Consider the following 25,616-nt stretch of genomic DNA (forward strand, 5'->3'; position numbering starts at 1 on the left):
GTAAAAAAGAGGCACCTGGTTTTAATTTTATAAAATAATGAACGGCAGAATTATAAGAATGATAAGTGCAGTAATACTGATTTTATTTGTGACGGCGTGTAATAAACGGGAGGAAGCGATTACTGAATCCAAATATGCAAATGCGACCATAACCACATTCACGGTTGATAGTTTATTGTTTTCAGTACGGATCAATAATACCTTATTAATTGACACCCTTACATCGCCGGCAGCATCAGTATTTAGGCAGTTTTCCTTTTATGATACTGTTGTTCACCTGCAGGTTTTTGAGAAGAATATCTTTAACAGGATGGTGATCGATACTAACCTGAACATACATCTTGGCAATAATAATATTAATATTGTTCAGATGAAAAGTGATGAAAAGCCTTCATTGCCAACGCCACCTGTTGGATCATCCCCAGACAGCGGATACTGTAATGTAAAGTTTGTTTATACCGCTCCATCAAGTGTGTCTTTCCTCGATTCTGTTAAATGTGAGATCATTGTTGATGCAAGCACTGCAGGCAATGGGTCCGTTCCAAAATCGGTAGACACAGTTGTGTTATCCAGGTATGAATTTACTGATGAGTATTATTTAGTCAAAAAAAGCACCAATAGCTTTCGGATAAAAGTGTATGATCCTGTCACCAACTCGCTGATCAGACAAACGGAATTTGCAAATGTTACTTCGTACGCTAATTACAATGCAGTTAATCTTTCAGCTTCTACTTTCTATGGACAAACTGTTTACAACTTGATCCGTGCTTTTTAACACTCAATTAAAAAACAAACAAATTTATGAAATTGAAATTTATCATGCTCATTTTACTGTTGGCCACAACAGCTTCATATGCGCAGACGATTTCTGAAGTTTTTTTTCCGCAATATATACAAGGGGTTGGAAATTTTAATCCAGCAGATGATAGAAAGGTGCCTTTTGTATGCCGGATGACATTGGGTGGATTGACACCAGGCGCTACCTATCGCTATTTTAACAGATTTGTATTAAATCCAACCAGTACAAGTACTGGGGAAGGAAATTATATCCTGGTAAAAGACAGCGCTTTTGTACGTGTAACCGCCGCCTCTCTGGCCGCTGCCGGCCGTTATGGCGTGTTCACTACCGATTCTACTGGTTCTTATACTGGCTGGTTTGCAGTTGAACCTAACGCAACTTCTACTTACGTGCCAGGAAGCAAGATCTACTTCCGGGTGTGCCTTAACAATGGTGCTAATGGCGCTGCCGTAGTTGCCCGTATTACAAATGCCAATCCCGTTAGCGTTATCAATTTCAGTACCATAAATGATTCATTAAGCGGTACCGGATTGCGCTGTTCTCCTTTGAGAAATGGTAGTGCCAGACAATTCGTTTTCCTTTATGATAATATTTTGGGCCAGTTCAGCGGATGCAGGCCAATAAGCGGCACTTTCATTGAAAGTGATAGTTCTGATAATTCTATTGCAAATGGCTATGCTCCATTTTATGCCGATAGCGTAAATGGCGTTAATAAAGCCTGGGGTACTATTATTCCGAATAACCTGCCTAATGGAATTCTGCATATTGCTCAATATTCCCTGCAAGACGGCCAGTATGCCCGATTCCCTTACCTGTCTTTTGATGGCAAATGGCCTTCCTACAATCACACATCGGCCAATACGAAAAACGCTGCTGGTGGACTGGATAATGTTCTGGTTATAAATGGAGCCCGTCTTTCTATCCTAAACCTGTGGCTGAATGGCGAGGCAGTAACCAATGAAACTATTACAATGGAATGGAGCACGCCAGATGCGGCTAACGCTCGTGAATATGTGGTAGAAAAATCCATTGATGGTGGAAAAACCTTTGCTCCGCTCAGCACTGTTAAGGCCGGAAATAAAGCTGTTTATGAACTGTCTGACAATCGTTCTGAAACAACTACTTATTATCGTGTAACCCTCTTAGGTAAAGATGGGGCTAAAATAGCCAGCGATGTATTGTCTGTACAGGGCATTGTAAAGATCAATGTATATCCTAATCCTGTACAGAACAGCCTGATTATGCAACATCCTCAGGCCGTAGCAGGTGCTACTGTAAGTGTAGTTGGTATCGATGGACGTCAATTGTTTGCTCAAAATATTCAACTGGGTGCTTCCCAAACTACGCTTAATGTAAGCAAACTGGTGCCTGGTAACTACCTGATCATACTTAATATGAATGGACAGCGTCAAAGCAAATCATTCATAAAAAAGTAAGCTTACATCAGCAAGTGCATCATAACGTCTTGTAAACTCGTATCCTATATATTACTAACATAACCTGTGAAGTGTCATCACTTCATGGGTTATGTTTTCAAAATAAAAACGGCCACCCGTAGAAACGGGCAGCCCTAATTGTTATAATTGTTTAATTCCATTACAAAATTAATTATTGGCAGTTAACGAAAAAATAAAAAATATTTAAAACCGGGGCCTTATCCAAGAATTTACTTCTACAATGATTATACAAAAATTGATCATATATGCGCTGCTGTTACTGGCTGTTGCACCTAATTCTTCCTGTAGCAAAAGTGATACACCCTATATACCTACAGACTCATTAGGCAAGCTGAATAAGTGGGTGTACGACAGCATGCAATTATATTATTACTGGAGTGCCGATTTACCAGCTAATCCTGATTATAGCCTGCCAACGCAAGATTTTTTTAAAAAGCTATTATCACCAAAAGATCGATTTTCCTATATCAGTAACCGAAGCAATATCGGCCCCGTAAAAACATCAGCTGAGTTATACGGCTTTCATTACACGTTAACACCTGATCCTTTTGATGCCCAAAAACTAGTGGGTATTATCACTTGCGTAATGCCTGGTAGCAATGCCAGCAACATAGGGCTTAAGCGAGGGATTATGTTTACAAAAGTGAACGATCGGGCCATTGCTTCGCAGAACAGGGGGGAGGTTGCACAGGATCTCCAGGCGCCAAATGCTATGCTGCAACTTGTAACTTTTAATTACAACCGAACGACGCTGGTTGATTCAGCCAGGGTTGCTGTACAGTCCCCCGCATTTACCCCAAAAAGTGTATATGCTACTAAATTATTTGAAAGCAATGGAACAAAAACCGGGTACCTGGCTTATTATTTTTGCATTGAGAAAGATGACGGTACTGTTTTGCAAGGTATTCAAAAATTAAAGCAACAGGGTATTACTGAATGTATTCTCGATCTTCGATACAATCCAGGTGGGAGTGTAGCCTCTGCGACCAAACTGGCGGCTATGCTTGCCAGCAATTTCAATCCTAATAGCATCTTCATAACTTACCGTGGTAACAAGCATGGAGGCACAGTTAAACAATCTTTTCAGGATGCCATTGCTTTTTCCGGGAATGCCAGTGGCAAGAATATGCCAGACCTACAATCGGCGAATCTCCGCCTATCCCGTCTTTTTATTTTAACTTCTCCGGAAACAGCCTCTGCTGCTGAATTGCTGACCCACAATTTAAGGCCATATGTTAATATCATTCAAATAGGTGAAACAACTTTTGGTAAAGATGAAGCTTCCTTTACTATAGAAGATAAACGCAATCCAAGGCAGGTTGAATGGCTTATTGCACCGATCGTTTATAAAATTGCAGATGGCCTGGGAAAAGGGGATTACGCAACCGGGCTGGCTCCGGATCATGTGGTGATAGAGACCAGCAAACTGCCTTTATCGCCTATTGGGGAACCAGGTGACCTGTCTGTTGATAAGGCCCTGACTTTAATTTACGGAACTACAGCAGTGAATGTGATGAATTTATAGGCAGTGCACAAAAAAAGTGGGCTTCCAGTAAGGGAAGCCCACTTTTTAATATGAGAAGGTCTTGATTACAGGAACTTCAATACTTCTGCACCAATAGCATCTGTACCTAATATCTTATCTGCAGGTGTTTGTGCATCGGCAATATCCCGGGTACGGAATCCAGCTTTCAATACTTTGTCTACAGCATTGATCACTGCTTCTGATTCGGCTTTCATGCCAAATGAAATATCCAGCAACAGGGCGGCTGATAAAATAGAGGCAAGCGGATTAGCCACCCCTTTACCGGTGATGTCATGCGCTGAACCGTGAATGGGTTCATAAACGCCAGTGCCATCGCCTATAGAGGCAGAGGCCAGCATACCCATTGAACCGGCGATCTGTGATGCTTCGTCGGTAAGGATATCGCCAAACAGGTTGGCAGTTACCACCACATCAAAACGACGGGGATCTTTTATCAGCAACATGGCAGTAGCATCAACAAACTGATGTTCTACTTCTACATCAGGATATTCCTTTGCTACTTTCTGTACCACTTCGCGCCACAGGCGGCTTGTTTCTATTACGTTGGCTTTATCAACAGAGCACAGTTTCTTTCTTCTGGTGCGGGCCGCTTCAAAAGCTTTGCGGGCAATACGTTCCACTTCATAACGGCTGTATTCTGCGATATCAAATGCCGTATCGCCATTGTTCTTTCTGCCTTTCTCTCCAAAATAAATATCACCGGTTAGCTCACGGAAGAACAGGATGTCAGCTCCTTTTAAGATTTCGGGTTTTATGCTGGAAGCGCCCAACAACTCATCGAATAATTTAATAGGACGTAAGTTGGCGTACAAGCCCAATTCCTTACGCATTTTCAATAACCCCTGCTCGGGACGTACTTTAGCAGATGGATCGTTGTCGTATTTTGGATGGCCTACCGCGCCAAACAACACGGCGTCGGATTTGCGCATTTTTTCCAGTGATTCATCGGGCAGGGGATTACCGGTTGCCTCAATGGCCACATGACCAATCAATGCTTCGTCGTATGTAAAGGTGTGTCCGAATTTTGCAGCGATCTTATCTAACACTTTTTTACCAACTGCAGTTACTTCCTGTCCAATACCGTCGCCAGGAACGATGAGTATGTGCTTGCTTGCCATGTTCTACTATTAGATTGTTTTTCTAAAAAAATGGAGCGTTTGTATTCTAAAATTCATTTACCGGGTACCGGTAACTATTATATCAGATTCAACATTTTCTGGGTTGCCTTAATAGCCGATACGGTCTGGTCACTATCGAGACCGCGGGTTTTAAATTCCTTGCCATTAAAACTCCAGGTGATAATGGTTTCGCACAAGGCATCGCTTTTTCCGCCAGGTGGAATGCGTACGGCATAATCCGTTAACACAGGCAGATCCTTTTTCATTCGCTTATACACCTTCTTCAGCGCATTTACAAAGGCATCGTATTGTCCGTCGCCTTGCGCATGCTCTTCATATAATTCCCCATTGATAGATATTTCTATTGTTACAGAAGGACGAAGATTCTTTGAATGGGTCAGTACGTAATTCTCGATACGTACTTTTTCTTCAATGTTTTTACTGTCGATCACATCGGAGATGATGTACGGCAGATCGGCCTGGGTAACCACTTCTTTTTTGTCGCCCAACTCAATGATGCGCTGGGTAACTTTTTTCAGATCGGGTTCGCTTAACTGAATGCCAAGTTGGGCCAGGTTATTTTCAATATTTGCCTTACCGCTGGTTTTTCCAAGTGCATAACGCCGCGTACGGCCAAAGCGTTCAGGCATCAGGTCACTGAAATAGAGTTTGTTCTTCTTATCGCCATCAGCATGGATGCCTGCTGTTTGTGTAAATACGTTTTCCCCTACAACCGGTTTGTTAACGGGTATGCGGAAACCCGAAAAGGTTTCAACCAGTTTACTTACCCGGTATAAAGAGGCTTCTACTACCGAAGTTTTTACTTCGGGCATAAAATCGTTCAACACCGCTATGGCGCTGGCCAACGGAGCATTACCTGCTCTTTCGCCCATTCCATTGATAGTAAGGTGTATACCATGGGCGCCGGCTTTTACGCCTTCCAGCACATTGGCTGTGCCCAGGTCATAATCATTATGTGCGTGAAAATCGAAATGGGTGTCAGGATACCGTTGTACAATAGCGGAAATGTATTCAAATGATTCCGAAGGAGTGAGTATGCCCAATGTATCAGGCAGCATTACACGTTTTATCGGCTGTTTTTGGATGAAGTCGAGGTATTGGAATACATACTCTTTTGAATGACGCATCCCATTGCTCCAGTCTTCCAGGTATACATTGACTTCTATTCCTTTTTTCCTGGCCAGCTTTACCACGTCTGCTATTTCGGCAAAATGTTGTTCAGGCTTTTTCTTTAACTGGTGTGTTAGGTGATTCAATGAACCCTTGGTAAGCAGGTTCATCACTTTGGCACCGGCTTGTTGCATCCATTGTATAGATACATCGCCATCAACAAATGTCAGCACTTCGACCTGGTTCAAAAAGCCATTGGCTTTTGCCCATTTGGTAATGGCTTTTACCGCTTCAAATTCTCCTTCGCTTACACGGGCGGAAGCAATTTCAATGCGGTCGACTTTTACCTCTGTTAATAATAGCTGGGCAATGGTTAGCTTTTCGGTGGGGGAGAACGACACGCCGCTGGTTTGTTCACCATCGCGGAGTGTGGTATCCATGATCTCTATGTGTCGCTGGTCACCAGGCATAAGAAAATGAGAAATGAGAAATGAAGAATTAAAAATGAAAAAGTAATCACTCCAATGGTATTCACTTTCTCATCCTTCATTTCTCATTCTTAATTTTTTAATTTCTAATAGATGCTTTTTTCTGAGAATGTCTTGATCTCTGATTTCAGGCTTTGCAGGAAATCGATATCATCATAACCATTCGTCATGTTATGCTTTTTATAGCCATTGATCTCGAATGACTCCGAAGCGCCATCACCCAAAATAGTGATCTTTTGCTCAGGAAGGTTCACTTCCAGTTCGGTGTTGGGATTGGCTTCAATAGCTTTAAAGATCTTATCGAGGAATGCTTCACTTACCTGTACTGGTAAAATGCCAATGTTTAAAGAGTTGTTCTTAAAAATGTCGGCAAAGAAGCTGCTCACCACGCAACGGAAACCATAATCATAAATGGCCCAGGCGGCGTGTTCGCGGCTACTACCACTACCAAAGTTTTTACCACCTACCAGTATTTTACCAGAGTAAATGGGATTGTTTAACACGAAATCCTTTTTCGGTGTGCCGTCATTTTCAAAACGCCAGTCGCGGAACAGGTTATCACCAAATCCCTTGCGCTCAGTAGCTTTTAAGAAACGGGCCGGAATGATCTGATCGGTATCTACGTTTTCAATAGGCATAGGTACCGCCGTGCTCTTTAATACTGTGAATTTATCGTACGCCATGTTTGTTATCTGTATTGATAGTTCTTTCTCTTTTTAAATATCAGTTATATCAACTCGCGGGGGTCAGTTACAAAACCCGTAACCGCTGCCGCAGCTGCTACCAGCGGGCTGGCCAGCAATGTTCTGGCGCCAGGACCCTGACGGCCTTCAAAGTTGCGGTTGCTGGTGCTAACTGCATATTTGCCGGCGGGGATCTTGTCATCATTCATCGCCAAACAGGCTGAACAACCGGGTTGACGTAATTGAAATCCTGCTGCCAGCAAAATATCCAGAATGCCTTCATCCTTGATCTGCTGCTCAACAATGTGTGAACCGGGAACTATCCAGGCAGTAACATGATCTGCCTTTTTACGGCCTTTGATAACTGATGCAAAAGCACGGAAATCTTCAATACGGCCATTGGTACAGCTACCAATGAATACATAATCTATTTTTTTGCCGATCATAGTGTCATCCTCATGGAAATCCATGTAGGCTAACGACTTATCGTAGCTGGCTTTGCTGCTGCCAATTTGCTCGGCCGTAGGGATATGTTTGGTAATGCCGATACCCATACCCGGGTTGGTACCATAGGTGATCATGGGTTCAATATCGGCGCCATTGAAATCATATTCTTTATCGAAGTAAGCACCTTCTTCTGTTTTCAGCGTTTTCCAATAAGCCAACGCTTTATCCCAGGCTTCGCCTTTGGGGGCCTTTTCACGTCCTTTAATGTAGTTGAAAGTGGTTTCGTCAGGAGCGATCATACCACCGCGGGCACCCATTTCAATACTCATGTTGCACACGGTCATACGGCCTTCCATGGTCATATTTTCGAACACGTCACCGGCAAACTCAACAAAATAACCGGTGGCACCGGCTGCGGTGAGCTTTGAAATAATATACAGCACCACATCTTTAGGCACAATGCCTTTACCCAGCTTGCCATTTACTTTAATACGCATTTTCTTGGGGCGGGGCTGCATAATACACTGGCTGCTAAGTACCATCTCAACTTCAGAAGTACCAATACCAAATGCAATAGCGCCAAAAGCTCCATGGGTAGAAGTATGCGAATCACCGCAAACGATGGTCATACCCGGGAGGGTAATACCGTTTTCGGGACCCACAACGTGCACAATACCATTTTTAGGATTGCCCAGTCCCCAGTGTGAAATACCATATTTAGCCGAGTTGTTTTCCAGGGCTTTCAGCTGGTTGGCCGACAGGGGGTCCTGAACCGGCAAATGCTGGTTAATGGTGGGGGTGTTATGATCGGCGGTAGCGAAGGTCTTTTCGGGGAACATCACTTTCAATCCCCGGCTTTCCAGACCCAAAAACGCAACAGGGCTGGTCACCTCATGAATAAAATGCCGGTCAATAAACAACACATCGGGGCCATCGTCAATATGCTTTACCACATGCGAATCCCATACTTTGTCGAATAATGCAGCGGGGGTTTTGCTCATTTTATATTATTTAAATCAAGTTGCAAAATTCTTAAAATATAGTCAGATTATAAGGGCTTTAAGTGTATTTTTTCTAATAGTATGGTTAAAAATGAAAAAATGTCAAATTCTACCATGATATATTGAACAAACCGCGGTATGTTACCCTTACATTAAAAAATTTGCAAAGGAAGCTTGCAAAAAACAAGATATTTTAATGAATTTCAAGGTCCAAACGGCCTAATTCTTTTAACAATACAGTACTCAACTCGTTCAAAATGGAAAAAGCGACCGCTTATTTGCTTTTATGCCTCGGCACCCTGGGGTTTCTCTTTTTTCTGATGTATGGAGGTACAGCTATTCCTGAGAAAGAAATGTGGTTTGTTTTAAGTCTTGTTATCGCGGGAATTGGAGGCTTTTGGGTGTTATATCACAAATGGCGGAAAACAATGAACGATAATGCTGAGCATTTCTCCCGGTCATACGATCTAAGACAAAAAGGCGAAAAAATTAGAGTTACCCTGGATAATTGCGAAGTGAAATCGCGTACTTATTTCCAGGAAATCATCAACGGCCGCCATCCCAGCCGCATTGAGATGCTGGACAGCCTGCACAGTGACAACAGCAATTACAAAACCTGGGAAGTACTTCAAACCTATATTGTATATTATAAAAAGATCAATGGGACTGTACACACATTTGTTAGTCAGCCCAAAAGTATTAGCCGTGAAGCAATGAAGCAGTATCTCGAACAGCGTAGAGGCGTTGATCTGTATTTTGATAAAAATGACGCTACCATATATATGTTCGATTTGCCTAACCTGTAATCAGGGTATTCATTTTTTTCCTATCTTCAGCCTCTTCTAGCAATTCCCAACCAAATTTCATGACAGTGCCCGCATGTTTCGCTATTCAATAAAATGGCGGCATGAACACTTGAATTATCAAAAAATCAACTGTTCAATATGAAATTTGCTACGCTTATCTGTTCATTTTTTTGTTGCCTCCACCTTACGTTTGCACAACAGCCGGCATACAAAGATGCCAAACAACCTATTGCCAAACGGGTAACAGACCTGCTCTCTCGTATGACGCTGGATGAAAAAGTGGCCCAGTTACAGACCATGCATGCCGGCCGGCCAAAACTGGATGACAAACTATTTAATAATACCCCCAAACTCGATTCCCTGTTCAAAAATGGCATGGGAATGATGAACCCTGCTTTTGATGAAACCATGGAAGTTACTATTGCCGCCCGTAACAGGTTACAGGATTATATGGTGCACAAAACCAGACTGGGCATTCCTATAATATTTATTGATGAGGCCCATCATGGGTTGGTACAACGGGAGGTTGATGTATTTCCTCATGGAATTGGCCTGGCATGTTCATGGGATCCTGCTTTGCTGGAAAAAATTTATACCCATGCAGCCAAACAGGCCCGCGTACGGGGAACCAGCCTGGTGCTGGCGCCGGTTGTTGACGTTTGTCGCGACCCCCGTTGGGGCCGTACCGGTGAAACGCTGGGGGAAGACCCTTATTTGTGCGGAATGCTGGGCAGCGCCATAGTAAGAGGTTTTCAGGGTAGTACTAATGGCACCATTGCTGTAGACCACGTGGCCGCCACGTTAAAACATTTTTCGGGTCACGGACAATCGGAGGGGGGCGATAACCAGGCGCCTGCTAACTATTCTTTACGGGTTATTCGTGAAGCTCATATGGAACCCTTCCGCCTGTGTATTAAAAATGCCAACCCCGCCGGCATCATGGCTTCTTATAACGAAATTGACGGAATCCCTTCCCATGCCAATAAATGGTTGCTGAAAGAAGTGTTACGTAAGGAATGGAATTATAATGGAGTAGTGGTGAGCGACTGGTTTGGGATAGACCAGTTGTGGAACAAACATTTTATAGCCACCGATCAAAAAAACGCTGCGCTCAAAGCTTTCAACGCCGGCGTAACTACTGATCTTCCGTATGGTGTTAATTATCGCTACCTGGGCGCATTGGTAAAAGAAAACAAGATCAGTACCAAGGCGCTTGACAGCGAAGTGGCTAAAATACTGGAGTTGAAATTCAGACTGGGGTTGTTCGATGAACAACAACCTATTGATCTGGAGAAGGCCAGACAAAACGCTGGCGGTACCGAAGGGCACGCACTGGCGTTGAAAATTGCAGAAGAATCGATGGTGTTGCTAAAGAATGCGAACAATCTGTTGCCATTAAAAAAAGATCAGTATAAAAAGATAGCAGTGATTGGGCCCATGGCTGCCACCAATTACCTGGGCGATTATTCCGGCCTGCCTTCAAAAAATATTTCGTTGCTGGAAGGCTTAAAGAATAAGGTGCAGGGCACAGCTGAAATATTATATGCAAAAGGCTGCCGCATTACAACCAATGGCGATACTATTAGCCAAAATAATTACCAATATATCGATACCATTATTTTCCCTTCCGCAGCAGAAAATGCACAATTGATTGACGAAGCAGTTAAAACTGCACAACAGGCAGATGTAGTGGTACTGGCCATTGGAGAAAATGAGCAGTTATCGCGTGAGACCTGGGGCCCTAATCACTTTGGCGATATGCCCGACCTGCGTTTGCAAGGTCAGCAGGAAGACCTGGTAAAAGCCATCGTGGCCACAGGTAAACCAGTGGTTGTTTATTTATCACATGGGCGCCCGCTGGCTATTCCTTCCATTGCACAACAGGTAACTGCTATTGTGGATGGCTGGTTTATGGGGGAAGAAGCCGGCAATGCGTTTGCCAATATCCTGTTTGGTGATGTGAGCCCCTCTGGAAAATTGACCATCACTTATCCCAGGTCAACCGGACAGGTGCCTGTTTATTATAACCACAAACCCAGTGCACAGTACTTTGACTACGTTACAGAGGAAAAATCACCCCTGTTCCCATTTGGATATGGCTTAAGCTATACCACCTTCAATTATTCAAAACCCCGTGTAATACTGGCAAACGCATCACCTAAAAAAACGGGTGGCACTTCTATGGAGCCATCTGATAAGGTTTACGGAACAGTTGAGGTGGATGTAACCAATGCCGGTAACATAAAAGCAGATGAAATTGTCCAATTATATATTCATCAAAAAGTTAGCAGTGTAACGCGGCCAGTAAAAGAGTTAAAAGATTTTGTCCGCATAACACTCGATCCTGGACAAACAAAGAAAGTTTCCTTTACCATTGATGCCAGCAAACTCGCTTTCTGGAATGCCGATATGCAATACGTTGTAGAAGATGGCATTTTTGAATGTTTGGTAGGACGTAGCTCTGCTGATATTCAGAAAGTGGAGTTGAAAGTTGGCCATGATTTGCTTTCAAAATGATCTCGTATGTAGTGAATACGGGATTAATGCTATCAGTGCCCATCCTGCTTATACAGGATGGGTTTTTTATTTTCATACATAGTAATTAATTTAATACGGCAAATAAATAATTGCTGTAATTTTGATAGCTCAACTCCTCATAGCTATACATTGCCCATCCCACCCAATCTCCACATGAGATCATTTTTGGCTCCATATGCCTAGGCGGTTACTGAGCTCCTGTTCAATACATAAAACATGAAAAGATTGTTTTTCCCCCTGATGATGGCCGGTGCGCTATTCCTCATGCATGTTGTTATACATGCCCAAACTGCAGTAAAAAAGCAGGAGTTGACAGATGTTGTGGCTTTCCAAAAAGCCAGTCCCCTGGTCAATAGTATGACCACCTTCCGTAACCTTCCTATTAAAGCAGTCAGAAGTTTTAAAACTACCTGGCAGCATGTTGATAATGAATCCTGGTATGAAGTGCCGGATGGGTACCGGGCCCGGTTTAATAACAATGGGGTTCTTTACCTGGTAACCTATAATAAAAAGGGTAATTGGCTGCATACCCTGCGCCAATATGAGGAATTCCGATTAGATCGGGATATTCGCAGTGCGGTAAAATCAATTTATTTCGACTACAACATAATACTGGTGGAGGAAATTGAACAAGCTATGAAACCGCTGGTCTATGTGATCCATATGGAAGACAAGACCCGCTTTTTGAACATCCGGGTTTGCAACGGAGAATTGGAAGAAATGGCAGAGATCAATAAATTATGAGCACAAAAAAATATTAGTTACATTTGTTTTGCCTCTTGTGATTGTGCCATTAAATGACCATGCCCAGGTCTGTATTGGGCGGCTCGATTGTTTGTCATTCATGAAAAGTCCCCATTTATCTCTCCCAATAATACTGATTCTTAACGTCTTTTAATTTTTTCGGATACCCGAAGTAGATTCTCGTTACTATATTCGCTGTCCTAAAAAAACCTAAAGAAACTACCATGAGATCAGTGTTTATTGTATTTGTTCTATTGCTATCGGTGTGCGCCCGGGCACAAGTGGAACAGGGAATTGCGGCTACCACGCCACCTGCGCCACCCCCTCCTCCGGAAAAAGATGCGTTAAAATTCAATCTGAATGCAGATGGCAGCCATTATTTCCAATTTACGGTTATGAACCAAACCTGGCTACGGTTCAACCAAAGCAACCCTGGTACATTGGTCGAAGGGCGTATAAAGGAAAACACAGTTGATATTGGCTTACGCAGAACCCGGTTTCAGGCGTTTGGACAACTGACTGATAAGGTTTTTATCTATTTCCAGTTCGGGATGAACAATTTTAACAGCCAGTTCAATACAGGTAACAACCGAAAGCTGGCGGCCTTTTTTCATGATGCCTTGTGCGAATACAAAGTATCAAAAAGCAATCAGTTAAAACTGGGTGGGGGATTGACCATCGCTAATGGCTTTTCTCGGTTCTCCCAACCTAGTGTCAGCTCAATTATGACCATGGATGTGCCGGTGTTTGCGCAGGCAACCGTTGACCAAACAGATCAATTCAGCCGTAAACTCAGCGTGTATGCCCGTGGCCAGGTTGGCAAATTCGACTACCGCTTTATTTTAAGCGATCCCTTTCCCATTACCTCTTCAGGTACCGCCACCCCGGGACTGACGAACTATGCACAGTTTGCTGCGTTAGGACATCAATTGCAACCCCAGGGTTACCTGATGTACCAGTTCTTTGATCATGAAAATCACACTACGCCCTATATGACTGGTACCTATCTGGGCAAGAAAAAGATCTTTAATATCGCGCTGGGCGGCATCCTTCAAAATGAAGCCATGTGGAAGTCGGGCAACAACATTAATGATACTGTTTACCAGGATATGAAACTTTTTGCTGTAGAGAGTTACCTGGATATGCCATTAAGCAGCAAACAGGATGCAATTTCGGCCTATGCCGGTTTCTTCAATACCGATTATGGCACCAATTACTTACGTTATAATGGATCAATGAACCCGGCCAATGGTAGAGCGGTTGAAACCCCACCCACTTACATTACAGGTCAGGGCCCCACTCATGGCAATGCCTACCCGATGTTTGGCACCGGAAAAGTTATCTATAGTCAGGTAGGTTATTTGCTTCCGGAGAACTTTTTGAAAGGCAAAAGCAGGTTTATGCCATATGCTTCTTTTACGGCCGCTAAATTTGACGCCTTACAGGGGTTATGGGCCAATGTATACAATGCCGGCATTAACTGGCTGGTGAATGGGCATAAATCAAAATTTACGCTCGACTGGCAGAACCGGCCCACTTTTGGCGTAGATCCTGCCAATGGAAATGTCTTGAAAGGCGACCGCAAGAATGGAGTAGTATTACAGTATCAGATCTTCTTTTAAAAAAGGAAGAAATTTGAAGTGAGGTCTTATCCAACACAGTGCGTAGAAGTAGGAGGTAGGAAGTATGAAATAAGAAATCCCTGTATTTCCTACCTCATACTTCATATAGTGCTTCAAAGAACTATTGCACCTGTTTGTTTGCTCTTTCTTACATCCATAAAGATTGTACAAACTGAGTTTCATGTTTTTAAGTATCTTGCCACACCTTAAATACATATAATTTTACGCAATGATCATTGATTTGCTGTCAAACGCACACCTGTATTTCAATCAGGGCCCCCTGTTTAAAAAAGCTTTTGAGTATTTGGCCCAGACTGATTTTTCTAACGTAGAAAAGGGCAAATATGAACTGGATGGACAAAACCTGTTTGCCATTGTTAATGAATACGACACCGTGAACCCGGCTAATGAGCAAATGGAATCACATAAAAAGTATATCGATATTCAATACATCGTTAGCGGTGCCGAACGCATTGGGCATGAGTTCCTGAAAGGGCAAACACCTTCCAAAGCTTATGATGAGGAAAAGGATTTTATGTTGTTTGGGGAGAAGCCGTCATTCTTCTCTGTAATACAACAAGGCATGTTTGCGGTTTTCTTTCCGCACGATCTGCATATGCCGAATATCATGATTGATGCACCTGCTCCTGTAAAGAAGGTAGTGATCAAGGTAGCTGTAAAGTGATCTGAAAATACCCTTACAAGTTACAGGTTACAGGTGGCAAATTAATGAGCCTTGTAGCCTGTAACTTGCAACTTGAAACTTGAAACAGTATCTTATTATTGGGGGTTTATCTTTTGAACTACCAACGCTCCAACTTTCCCTCCAACCATCAACCCGTTATCGATAGCATCCATAAAATGAATGCCCCCATAAAAACGGCTGATGGCCGCTTCCTGGGCTGCTTGTTGAAAAGACGTAAATGAGCGGGGTGGCAAACCATAAGCTACTTCTACGCTATCTGTATAAGAGAAATTATTCCCAAAGAAATGGGTGAGAATGGTGGCAGAGCAGGCCGAAATAACCGAATGTCCGCTCAGGTATTCAGGAAAGGGTGGTGTTTGCAGTACCGGCACCCAGGTTGGATCAATGTATTTTCGAATGGCCGTTTCAGGTCGAATGCGATTGCTGCGGTATTTTTCATCCCAACAGCATATAAACGCATCCAGCAAACCAACTGCTACGCTTGTATATATATGCATGGTTTCTTCAAAACCTTTCCCGGCTTTTTCACAAGCAATGCCGGTGATGCCTAACCAATGGGCGCCTGGGGAGATCTTCTTTCTGCTTAAGATCAAATGGCCGTCGTCCTGGATCGCAAACGGGTTACAATCCCAAAATGCAGCTATAATACGATGCTCAGCCGGCACTTGTTGCCCTTCCGAATAATTCTGCAATAACATTTTGTAAAACGCCGTCTTTTTACCGGTTGAGAACGCCACAGGCCGCGGTGGAGGAAATTGTGAACAGGAATCTAATGCCAATGGACGTACTGTATTGAAATAGGGTTCAACAGCTGCTAAAAATGCCGGTGGGGTAGGATACCAGCAGCCTTCTTTATCAATCGGCGTATAACGCGGATAATTACTGATCATATTGTAACGATCTGCTTTGGCATATGCCAGGATCTTTTTACTCACCGCCTTTGCATACCGGCTGGAATGGTCGATCACTTCTTCTTCAAACCCCAACCGGCGACAGGAATCGAGCAATTGCTGTTCATACGCAGCTAATATTTTTCCCGACGGTTGCATTTTCTGTGCAGTTTGCAACATGGCTAGCACGGCACTTAATCGCACATCATATCGTTTAATGGTGTCTGACTTCTTTAATTCCGGATATTCTTTCAACACGCCATACATGCTTTTGAATGCCGGGTCATTTTGTGCAACTACCTCATACCCGGCCAAACAGGCGTATGAAAAAAAACGGGCCGCCAGCGGTGGATTGGTTATATCGTGTATCATTACCTCTGTCATCTGGTTTATTACCTGGCCAATGACCGCTGTTGTTAAGGAGGGAGGAAGCTGTGGACGTGATGTGCAGCCTGTCAATCCAATCATGAGCAGTGTTATAAGGTAACTGGTCCTATTTGTTCTTTTCATAGGCTTGAAGGGGTTGTTGATTGATGCCAAATAATAACAGGTTGTTGATGGAAAGTACGCTGCGCACATCGCCCTTAATATAAAATCCCGATCGTTGCTGGTCAATATAGGTAAATCCGCCTTTCCCATCATTCTGTAATAACAGTCCATAGTTGGCATCGTATTTACCGGGCCGTAATTTGGCCCGGTTCATATTGCCGCATAGTAAAAGGTCTTCACGGCCATCATTATTGTAATCGAATGGCGTGATGGTATAAACGGGAGCATACTGCGTTTGTACAGGCAATGAATGCAACTGGTATTTACCCGTCGGACTGCTTTCGAACAGGGCTGTTTGCAGGTAATTTGCCTGTAAATGATTTACATCCTTTAATTCCTCTGTTGTAAATATTTGTTGTAAGGTAGCATCTGCATAGCTTTTGTAATCGGTAAAGCGCGTCCGCATCAGGCTAATCTGGTCGAGTAATTCATCACGGGTACAATAGGGATATGATTTGCCCTGGATATAAAAACAAAATAGCGGATCAATCGCCCCATTGTCGTCAAAGTCTTTATAAAATAAGTCGGCAGGCTCCTTATCACTGGCGCGGCATTGGGTATTTAAACCCAGATTGCCGATAACCAGGTCGGGCTTACCATCCTGGTTAAAATCGCCAGTAGCAATTTTGTTCCACCAACCACGATATAATGTATTGAAATAATGGTTCGTTTGGTCCTGTAACTGATGATCAACACTGATGTAAACGGTTACCGGCATCCATTCCCCAACAACTACCAGGTCTTTCTGAGCATCATTATTCAGATCAATCCAGAGCGCATCGGTTACCATGCCGGCTTTTGCCAGGGATGGGGCAATAGCAGCCATCTGGTTGGTGTAATGCCCCTTACCATCATTAATAAGCAGAAAGCTTTCGGGGGTTTCGGGATACCTGCCCGGAATTACACGCCCGCCAACAAAAAGATCTGGGTAGCCATCCCTATTAATATCATTTACCCGTACACAACTTTTACTTACGCGCATGACAGGTAATCCATTGGTACTTTTGGTAAAATTGGCCTTGCCATCATTGAGGTATAAACGGTCCTGTAATAAAGGATCATTGGGTTGGTAATTGTGAAAACCGCCACTGGCTACATAGATATCTTTGTACCCATCTCCGTTTACGTCTACTATAACGGCATCAGCGTCCTCACAAGACGCGTCCAATTCAAAAACTGGTTCTTTCTTTAGCAGGAACCGGCCATTTTTTTGTTGCAGGTATAACGTCGCCGCCTGCCCACTACCGCCACCTGCATAAACATCATCCAGCCCATCGCCATTCACATCGCCTTTTACCAAACAGGGGCCGTTAAATGACAATGGATTCACCAGCAATGGTTGTCGTTTAAAATCGTTGATAGTATTTGCTGGTGATTTATAAGGTAGGGGAGAATTGATCGCTGCAAACTGGGTAGGAGTGGTTGGCGTTGTTTTAAAAATAGCATGGGCTGCTTTTTCATCTACCACTAATAGCTGATCGCTTGAAATTGCCCGCAACAGTTGTTCTTTTCCGCTTACCCAGATCACCCTAACTGAATCAATGGTAGTTTGCTCACCCAGCCCGAAGTGCAGCGTGGGCGAAACAGTTGACAGGTAGCCCCGGGTTGGCATTTGTTCCTGAAATTGTATACCAGCTTTGCTGTAGAGTAAGATCCTGGCGCCAATACCTTGCGTATTGCCTGGCATCCCATGCAACTGAACCTGTAAGTAATGGGAGGCGGTTTGTTGTCTGGCTTCATTGCGGTAGATAAAAGCCGGCTGATCGATATTGTTGATCACCAGGTCCAGATCACCATCATTGTCAAGATCGGCATAGGCGGCGCCATTGCTATTCGATGGACTGTTGAAACCCCATTGTGCGGATACATTGCTGAACGTACAGTTCTTATTATTAGCGAACAGGTAATTGATCACATTGGAGGCAGGCATTTGATGAACAAGCTGTAACACATCTTCCCGTTTCAGGCGGCCTTTGCTTTGTACATAATCGTTCATGTACTTTATAAAGTCTAGGTTGGTATAATCGCGCAGGTAGCCATTGGTTACCATCAGGTCTTTCCACCCATCGTTGTTATAATCCGCCAGCAGGGGTGCCCAACTCCAATCGGTATTGGCGATGCCCGCCAATTGTCCGATCTCACTGAATAACGGACCAGGAGATCCCTTACTCCGGCCAATATTCAACTGCAACATATTTCGCATATACTGGTAGTAAAAACCGGATCGGATATTCAGATCGAACTTCTCATAATTATCGGGCGCAAACAATAATTTCTGCCGGCGATTGTCTTCGGGTAACATATCCAATGTATAAATATCGGGCAGCGCGTCGTTGTTGATGTCGGCGATGTCGTTACCCATCGAAAACTGGCTGTTGTGTCCCAGACAGTTTTGCAATTGATTGGTGAACGTACCATCATGGTTGTTTATATACAGGTAGTCGGGCACTGCATAATCGTTTGATACGTATATATCGGGCCAGCCATCACTATTTATATCTGCAATACCTGCTCCCAGTCCATACGTTAAAGAAGAGCTGCTGATACCGGCTTTACGGGTTATATCGGTAAAGTAGTTTTTGTCGTTTCGTAACAATCTAACGCCGATTGCCGGGTCTTCCTTTTTAAGAATGTCGGCGGTAGCAGCTTCATCCAGTATGGGTAATGAATTAGGATTATGGTTTAACAGAAAAGCATCGAGATCGCCATCACGATCAGCATCAAAAAAATAAACCTGGGTGCTATAGCCCGAATCAGCTAGTCCGTATTGCCGGGCCTGGTCGCTGAAATGCGGATAGCCTTGCGGGTCGTTGCCATTATTGATGAACAGTTGATTGGTCCTTTTTTCACCTCGCAGTTTACCGGAGTAACACAAGTAAATGTCCAGCAGGCCATCGCCATTTACATCAGCCATGGTAACACCGGTTTTCCAGGGTCCTGGTCTGCCGTTTACACCTGCTGAAGAGGTTATATCCTCAAAATGCATGGCGCCTTTATTGAGGTAAAGCTGGTTGTCACCCATATTGGCGGTGAAATAAATATCGGCCAATCCATCCCCATTCACATCACCAGTAGCAACCCCGCCACCATTATAAAAATACTCGTACATCAACACATTGGTATTAAGCCCTTCAGTTAATGTATTAGAGAATGTTATTCGCGTACTATCAGCCGGCAGCAAGGTGAACAGCGGGAACACCGTTGGTTGAGATCGATCAGTTTGGGTACAGCTGGTTAAGACGAGTACCATGAAAATAATAAACGATAATTTACTATTCATGCATGTAGGATGAATGAAGTAAGAAGCAGGAAGTAAGAAATACCAGTCCTTCCTACTTCTTACTTCCTACTTCAATTGTTAATAGTTAAAAGCATGTTTCAATGCCAACGGAACGTCAATTATATCCGGGGTTCTGTATCAATTTCAGATTCGTATTCATTTCATCCTGAGGGATAGGCCTGAAATACATTTTATCATCCCATTTCCGGTTCTCTTGCGAATTCACTTCCAGCGGTGTATAAGTATAATTATACCTGGTTTCATCATGTTTATAAGGCGAAACAGCACTGGCTCCTGGCTTCAACGTTCCAACTACATCAATATATACCAGCTTTCTGCCCAGGGTGGCAGGAGCTATCATCCAACGGCGGCAGTCATGGTATCGCTGATCTTCATAAGCCAGTTCAATCCTTCTTTCATTCCGATACCGGTCTTTAAGGGCAGCGCCCGTTTGAGTAATAGCCGGCATGCCTGCCCGGAACCGGATCTTATTCAACCAGGTTTTTGCTTCTGTTTCCTCTCCCAGTTCTATACAGGCTTCAATATAATTCATCACCACTTCTGTATACCGGAAGAAAGGCCAGGGCACAACCTGACGGGTAGTATTATCAACAAGGTCAGGGTCGGGATCAATAAATTTGCGTACATAGTAACCTGTCCAGCTCCCATTCCAGTTTTCAATAGAACTGGAGCGGGTATCCAAACCAGGAAGAAAGACACCGCCACCCCGGTCATATTTTCCGGTTTGGATCTGGTTGGCAGGATCAACATTGCCAGATATTTTATCACGTGGTTTCCAATCGGCGCCATCATACAGGATGGACGCATAAAAGCGAGGATCTCGGTTGACATAAGGTTGCGCTTTATGCGCAGGATTGCTCCAGCTGAATTTGAAATCGGTGGCATCCATCATTTCATAATCATCCACCAACTCCTGAACCGGCGTATTCCCGGCCCAGTTATGATATCCATTGGGTCCATTGGCCAAACCAACATACATGCCGGCATATTCATCTTTATTGATTGTCCAGTAACGGCCAAACAGGATTTCCACCTCAGCGCTTTTGTCTACGTCAGGGCCTTTGCTGCCGCCACCCATGGCCAGGGATACATAATTCTTTTTACCATCAGCGGCAGATACCGGTGCTGTTAAATTCAACTTATAGCCTTTGGCCGGCGCTGCATCTATCAGGGCCTTGGCAGCGTTTTTGGCGGCTGTCCAACGGGCTATGCGGTTGCCGCTTAGATAACCTACTAATTCGGGATGGGCATAGCCGCTGATCAGGGCAGATTTCGATTTGGCAGTGGGAATGTCGTATAGATCGCTGGCTGCATATAAAAGCGTGCGCGCTTTTAATGCCATAGCCGAAAGATCACTGGCTCTTCCAGCCGCCAGTGTTTTTCCCTTTAGTAATACAATAGCGCTATCGCATTCTTTGAGCACGAAATTCACGCATTCTTCCCAGGTGTTACGCGTTACGCTATAATCTTCTCCAAGTCCATAAGTTTTATCAATGATAGGAACCCCGCCGTAATAGCGAATCAACTGGTGATAGAAAAAGGCCCGCATAAAATGCGATTCACCCTGTAACCGGTCATTAAGGGCTTTATCATCAAACGTAGCTGTGCGTAGATTCTCCAATGCCAGGTTGGTCGCCCTTATCTTAGCATACATGTCATTGTTACCGGCATCCTTGCCCCAGCGATAATTTACATTCACCCAGCCAATGTTCGATGGGTTCAGTGTGCCTTCGTTTACGATATTGATACCTCGCCCGGGATGGGTAAAAACCGCTTCATCTGAAAGTGCTGCCAGCATTTGTTCATCAAAACCGCCCTGTCCCAGACCGGAGTAAATACCGGTAACAAATGCTTCTGCCAGTGCGCCGTCTTTCCAGGTGTCGGTTGATAAAACTTTATCGAGTGGTTTGGTATTCAGAAAATCTCGTTTGCAAGCTCCTGCAATCGCCAGGAGGAGAACACAAAACAGGATCTTTTTCATCTAATAATTATTTTATTGTTAGAATGATATTCTGGCCCCCATATTCAGGATTCTTGATTGTGGATAGTATTGTCCATTGCCACTGGTTGATTCCGGGTCCCAGATCTTCATTTTGTCGAACGTAATCAAATTGATACCATTTACATATAATCTAAAACTGTTTATCCCTGCTTTCTGACCAATTTTGACGGGCAGGTTATACCCAAATTCTATATTTTTAAACCGCAGATAATTGCTGCTTCGCAACCAGTACGTATTGATACCAAAGGCGCCGCCATTAAAATAGCTATTGCCGCGGTTGGCAAGACGGGGGTCTGAACTGCTCGGATGTTCTACCGACCAGCGATGGTCATAAGAATATTGCAGGAAGTTGCCAATAGTGCCCGACTCCGTACCAAAGAACAATAATCCACCTGTCGCGCCCTGTAACAATATTGAACAATCGAAATCCTTATACTGCAGATTTATATTCATACCACCGGTAAACCAGGGGTCACGGTTTTTTTCAAGGCGTACCCGGTCATCTGCATTTATTTTACCATTGTTATCTACGTCCTTTAATTTCATATCGCCAGGCAGCAATTTGTTGGTAGCCGCACTATAATCAATCGTGTTTTTGTTAATATCATCCTGGTTAACAAAAACACCGTCGTATTCATATACCAGGAAGGCAGCTCCATCGGTACCGAATGTATGTCCTTTGGAATACTGATAAGGTTGTAAGCCTGGTGTTTCCGGCAAATTGATCACTTCATTTTTAGCATAGCCACCATTTACACTTACACTGAACCGCAGGTCGCCAAAGTGATCATTATACCCTATGTTAAATTCAAAACCCCTGTTCTTCACTTTTCCCAGGTTCTCAGGTGGCAGGGTCATCCCGGCTGAGGCTGGCACCACGGCCGAATTCTGCATCAGGATCTTGGTGCGGATATTATTGAACACATCCAGTTCAAAGGTGAGCCGGCTGTTCAATGCCGAACCTTCCATACCAATGTTTGCGTTGTTGGCTACTTCCCAGGTATAACCCGGATTGGGCAATCCTGTTTCGGTAAGCGTTTTTACCGGATTGTTGCCTATTATATAAGTGTTAAAACCATAGGTAGATAAATACCGGTATTCCTGCAATACATTGTTGAATAGAATGTTGTCATTCCCCATTTGTCCCCAGGAAGCCCGCAGTTTTAAGTTGTTGATGAAGGTGACCGGCTTAAAGAATTTTTCTTCCGATAAACGCCAGCCAAGTAGTATGCCCGGGAAGAAACCAAAGCGATCGTTTTCGGGAAAGATATAGGAACCATCATAACGCCACAGGAATTCAGCCATATATCGCTCCTTGTAGTTGTAGTTGGCCCTGCCAAAATAGCTTAACCGCGCCCGGTTATAAGCACTGCCGTTATTATCTTTCTGGGCATCGCCGCCAGCAAATAACTGATCATTGGCCGTGGAAATGTAATTGCGGCGAAACGCATTGAAATTCTGATTGTCAATCGTTTCCCGGGTAACAGCGGCCATCAGGTTCAGGGTATGATCGCCAAACGTTCTATCATAATTAATAAACCCCGACAGATTAATATTTAATTGATTTTCCTGTGATTCAGTAAGCCGTGGATCTGTAAAGGTAGAACGTACTGATTTGTTTAGCTTGGGCGTAACTCCATCCGCCTCATAGCTTGTTTTATCCCAGAAATACAGGTACCACGGTGTTTCCCACCTTTTGGTGCGGCGAAAATATTTATCAAGGGCGGCAAAGCCAGCAATCTTTAATCCTTCCACAAATGGTACCTGCAGGTCTATTCTGCCATTGGTTTGAAAGTAATCCCGCCAGTCTTTATCATATCCGGTTTGATTGGTGGTGATCACGATCGGGTTTTGTCCATTCTCGATATCCGGTCCTGGCAATCCGTTGGGCCACACTTCCTGCTCGGTAGGTTTACCACGCATGAGCATGCGAAATATGGGCTGGGCGCCTACTGTAGGAAAGAACCGGAACTCTTCCCGGGCCGTTACACCCAGATTGGTATTTATGTATTTATTCACCCTGGAATCGAGGTTAAACCGCATGTCGTACTGTTTATAACCAGTAGCTGAGTTTTTATAATAGCCGTCCTGATTTTCATAACCCAGCGAAGCAAGGTATTTGGTATTTTCATTCCCGCCAGACAATTGCACGTTATGGCTCACCTGGGGCGACCAATTTTTCAAGGTTGTATTGAACCAATCGGTGTTTGGATGTCCCCATGGATCAGAGCCGTCCTTGAACTTTGTGACGTCGGTAGGGGAGTAAATCGCATCTACTTTTAAGCCATTATCGGTGCGGGTATAAGTACCATTTTGTTTAAATGCATTCCAGCCCGCGCCCCATTGGTCGGCAGGTAACCCATCGAATAAGGTAAGCTCATTAATGATAGTGGCATATTCAACGGCATCTGACATTTCAGGTATGCGGGTAGGCTGCGCCCAACCCTGGTTAAAATCATACGACAATTGCGTCTTGCCAGATTTCCCTCTTTTAGTGGTTATCAAAATAACGCCGTTGGCAGCGCGCGAACCATAAATGGCAGCTGCTGCATCTTTCAAAATAGACATGCTTTCTATGTCTTGTGGGTTCAGGCGTTCCAATCCACCGGCCCTGTCGGGCACCCCGTCAATTACAATTAAAGCGCCGCTGTTGTTGGGCGTATTGGAACCACGTATACGGATGGTAGAGCCATCGTACCCCGGTTCACCACTCGATTGAATGGCGGTAACACCGGGTAACCGGCCTGCCAGTGCATTGGATAAATTCACTGAAGGAGATTTGGCCAGTTCGGCACCTTTTACCTGAGCTACGGCCCCGGTAACCGTTACTTTCTTTTGCGTGCCATAACCCACTACCACGATATCGCTTAGTTGTCCGGCCACACCAACCGTCATAACGATCGCAAGCGATGTTTTTCCCGCAATATTTACTTCCTGTGTTTGGAAACCAACGGATGAGATCACCAATACGGATTTTCCATCAGGAACAGTGAGGGTAAAATTGCCGTTTATATCTGTGTTAGTACCGGTAGTGGTACCTTTTATAAGAACGCTCACCCCTTGCAGGGGATTTCCCTTATCATCTGTAACCTGGCCTTTGATCTCCTGTATTGCTTCAGAAGATAACTGCACGGCCAATACATTAGTGTTAGGCGTGTAATTAAAAGCATTCGATTCTACTTTGTATAAAATTATGCGGTCCTTAATTAATTTAAAGGTGATACCAAACGGCGAAAGCAATTCCTCCAACACATCGCCCAGTTTTTTCTGACTGGCTTTAATAGAAACTTTCCGGCCTGCTTCTATCGTTTTTGAACTGTATACAAACCGGGCTCCAGTTTGATTTTGCAATACGCTGAATACATCTTTCAGTTGTCCTTTGTCAACTGAAACTGAAACTATTTTATCGAGTATACCTTGTGTTTCTGCATGATTATAATAGGCAAAAGAGCCCAGATAAAATACAAGCAGGACTTGCAGAAAACCTAATCGAATGGCAATAGGAATGATGGTAACCAATCGTTGATGTTTCATAATTAAGTTTGAGGTGAATGGTCAGTAGTAAATGCGCTCCAGACTGAACGTCGTTCGGGCGGGGGCAATCGTATATGGTCAATAAAAATCTGTTATTCCGGATTGCACCGGAATGTAATGACCTTATCGATCATTCTCTTTTATATGTATGAATGATGATTCCCGAAAATGGGACTAAGTGATGTAAGTTTTTATTCTCATGCGACAATCGTTTTGGATGTTTGAAAATGCTTGGGTATTATATGATGCTGATA

The 25,616-nt window shown here is 43.8% G+C and carries 16 protein-coding genes; 8 read left to right on the plus strand and 8 right to left on the minus strand.

Annotated features, from left to right (window positions below; all coding sequences use genetic code 11):
- Nucleotides 1-37 precede the first annotated feature (37 nt).
- The 3 genes from J7I42_RS33195 to J7I42_RS33205 all read left to right on the plus strand — a co-directional run bounded on the left by J7I42_RS33195 (nucleotide 38) and on the right by J7I42_RS33205 (nucleotide 3,781).
- On the plus strand, nucleotides 38-775 hold the full coding sequence (locus J7I42_RS33195; protein WP_209144515.1) for a hypothetical protein: 738 nt from the start codon (nucleotides 38-40) through the stop codon (nucleotides 773-775).
- A gap of 26 nt (nucleotides 776-801) precedes the next feature.
- Nucleotides 802-2,235 carry a T9SS type A sorting domain-containing protein gene (locus J7I42_RS33200; RefSeq protein ID WP_209144517.1) on the plus strand — a complete coding sequence of 478 codons (1,434 nt, stop codon included), beginning with the start codon at nucleotides 802-804 and terminating at the stop codon, nucleotides 2,233-2,235.
- A 241-nt stretch (nucleotides 2,236-2,476) separates the two neighbouring features.
- Entirely contained in the window at nucleotides 2,477-3,781 is a 1,305-nt protein-coding gene (locus tag J7I42_RS33205; RefSeq protein ID WP_209144519.1) for a S41 family peptidase, read from the plus strand.
- Nucleotides 3,782-3,846: 65 nt separating this feature from the next.
- Here J7I42_RS33205 and leuB read toward each other — a convergent pair whose 3' ends face one another.
- The 4 genes from leuB to leuC form a co-directional block, all read right to left on the minus strand.
- Complete coding sequence (gene leuB, locus J7I42_RS33210; RefSeq protein WP_209144521.1) at nucleotides 3,847-4,920, minus strand: 3-isopropylmalate dehydrogenase; 1,074 nt, start codon at nucleotides 4,918-4,920, stop codon at nucleotides 3,847-3,849.
- Between the two features lie 77 nt (nucleotides 4,921-4,997).
- Nucleotides 4,998-6,491: an alpha-isopropylmalate synthase regulatory domain-containing protein gene (locus J7I42_RS33215; protein WP_209144524.1), complete on the minus strand. Its 1,494-nt coding sequence runs from the start codon at nucleotides 6,489-6,491 to the stop codon at nucleotides 4,998-5,000.
- A gap of 134 nt (nucleotides 6,492-6,625) precedes the next feature.
- Nucleotides 6,626-7,222 carry a 3-isopropylmalate dehydratase small subunit gene (gene leuD / locus J7I42_RS33220; RefSeq protein ID WP_209144526.1) on the minus strand — a complete coding sequence of 199 codons (597 nt, stop codon included), beginning with the start codon at nucleotides 7,220-7,222 and terminating at the stop codon, nucleotides 6,626-6,628.
- 44 nt (nucleotides 7,223-7,266) lie between these two features.
- Nucleotides 7,267-8,670 carry a 3-isopropylmalate dehydratase large subunit gene (leuC, locus tag J7I42_RS33225; protein ID WP_209144528.1) on the minus strand — a complete coding sequence of 468 codons (1,404 nt, stop codon included), beginning with the start codon at nucleotides 8,668-8,670 and terminating at the stop codon, nucleotides 7,267-7,269.
- A 257-nt stretch (nucleotides 8,671-8,927) separates the two neighbouring features.
- Here leuC and J7I42_RS33230 point away from each other — a divergent pair, with 257 nt between their 5' ends.
- The 5 genes from J7I42_RS33230 (at nucleotide 8,928) to J7I42_RS33250 (ending at nucleotide 15,065) form a co-directional block, all read left to right on the plus strand.
- Nucleotides 8,928-9,476 (plus strand): hypothetical protein, encoded by a 549-nt coding sequence (locus tag J7I42_RS33230; RefSeq protein ID WP_209144530.1) that lies wholly within the window; start codon nucleotides 8,928-8,930, stop codon nucleotides 9,474-9,476.
- Nucleotides 9,477-9,614: 138 nt separating this feature from the next.
- The gene (locus J7I42_RS33235; protein ID WP_209144532.1) at nucleotides 9,615-11,993 is read left to right on the plus strand and encodes a glycoside hydrolase family 3 N-terminal domain-containing protein; all 2,379 of its coding nucleotides are present in this window, start codon (nucleotides 9,615-9,617) and stop codon (nucleotides 11,991-11,993) included.
- Between the two features lie 237 nt (nucleotides 11,994-12,230).
- On the plus strand, nucleotides 12,231-12,758 hold the full coding sequence (locus tag J7I42_RS33240; protein ID WP_209144534.1) for a hypothetical protein: 528 nt from the start codon (nucleotides 12,231-12,233) through the stop codon (nucleotides 12,756-12,758).
- A gap of 224 nt (nucleotides 12,759-12,982) precedes the next feature.
- Nucleotides 12,983-14,380, plus strand: coding sequence for a hypothetical protein (locus J7I42_RS33245; RefSeq protein WP_209144536.1), 1,398 nt, complete (start codon nucleotides 12,983-12,985; stop codon nucleotides 14,378-14,380).
- Between the two features lie 229 nt (nucleotides 14,381-14,609).
- Nucleotides 14,610-15,065: a YhcH/YjgK/YiaL family protein gene (locus J7I42_RS33250; RefSeq protein WP_209144538.1), complete on the plus strand. Its 456-nt coding sequence runs from the start codon at nucleotides 14,610-14,612 to the stop codon at nucleotides 15,063-15,065.
- A 95-nt stretch (nucleotides 15,066-15,160) separates the two neighbouring features.
- Here J7I42_RS33250 and J7I42_RS33255 read toward each other — a convergent pair whose 3' ends face one another.
- From J7I42_RS33255 to J7I42_RS33270, 4 genes are all read right to left on the minus strand, one after another.
- Nucleotides 15,161-16,486 carry a vanadium-dependent haloperoxidase gene (locus J7I42_RS33255; protein ID WP_209144540.1) on the minus strand — a complete coding sequence of 442 codons (1,326 nt, stop codon included), beginning with the start codon at nucleotides 16,484-16,486 and terminating at the stop codon, nucleotides 15,161-15,163.
- Nucleotides 16,470-19,805, minus strand: a complete 3,336-nt coding sequence (locus J7I42_RS33260; protein ID WP_209144542.1) for a VCBS repeat-containing protein — start codon at nucleotides 19,803-19,805, stop codon at nucleotides 16,470-16,472. The genes J7I42_RS33255 and J7I42_RS33260 overlap by 17 nt, the downstream gene beginning before the upstream one ends.
- 115 nt (nucleotides 19,806-19,920) lie before the next feature.
- Entirely contained in the window at nucleotides 19,921-21,807 is a 1,887-nt protein-coding gene (locus J7I42_RS33265; protein WP_209144544.1) for a RagB/SusD family nutrient uptake outer membrane protein, read from the minus strand.
- Between the two features lie 18 nt (nucleotides 21,808-21,825).
- A complete protein-coding gene (locus J7I42_RS33270; protein ID WP_209144546.1) occupies nucleotides 21,826-25,362 on the minus strand; it encodes a TonB-dependent receptor in 3,537 nt (1,178 codons plus the stop codon).
- Nucleotides 25,363-25,616 lie beyond the last annotated feature (254 nt).

Source organism: Niastella soli (genome assembly GCF_017742245.1).
In the GTDB taxonomy this organism is placed as follows: Bacteria; Bacteroidota; Bacteroidia; order Chitinophagales; family Chitinophagaceae; genus Niastella; species Niastella soli.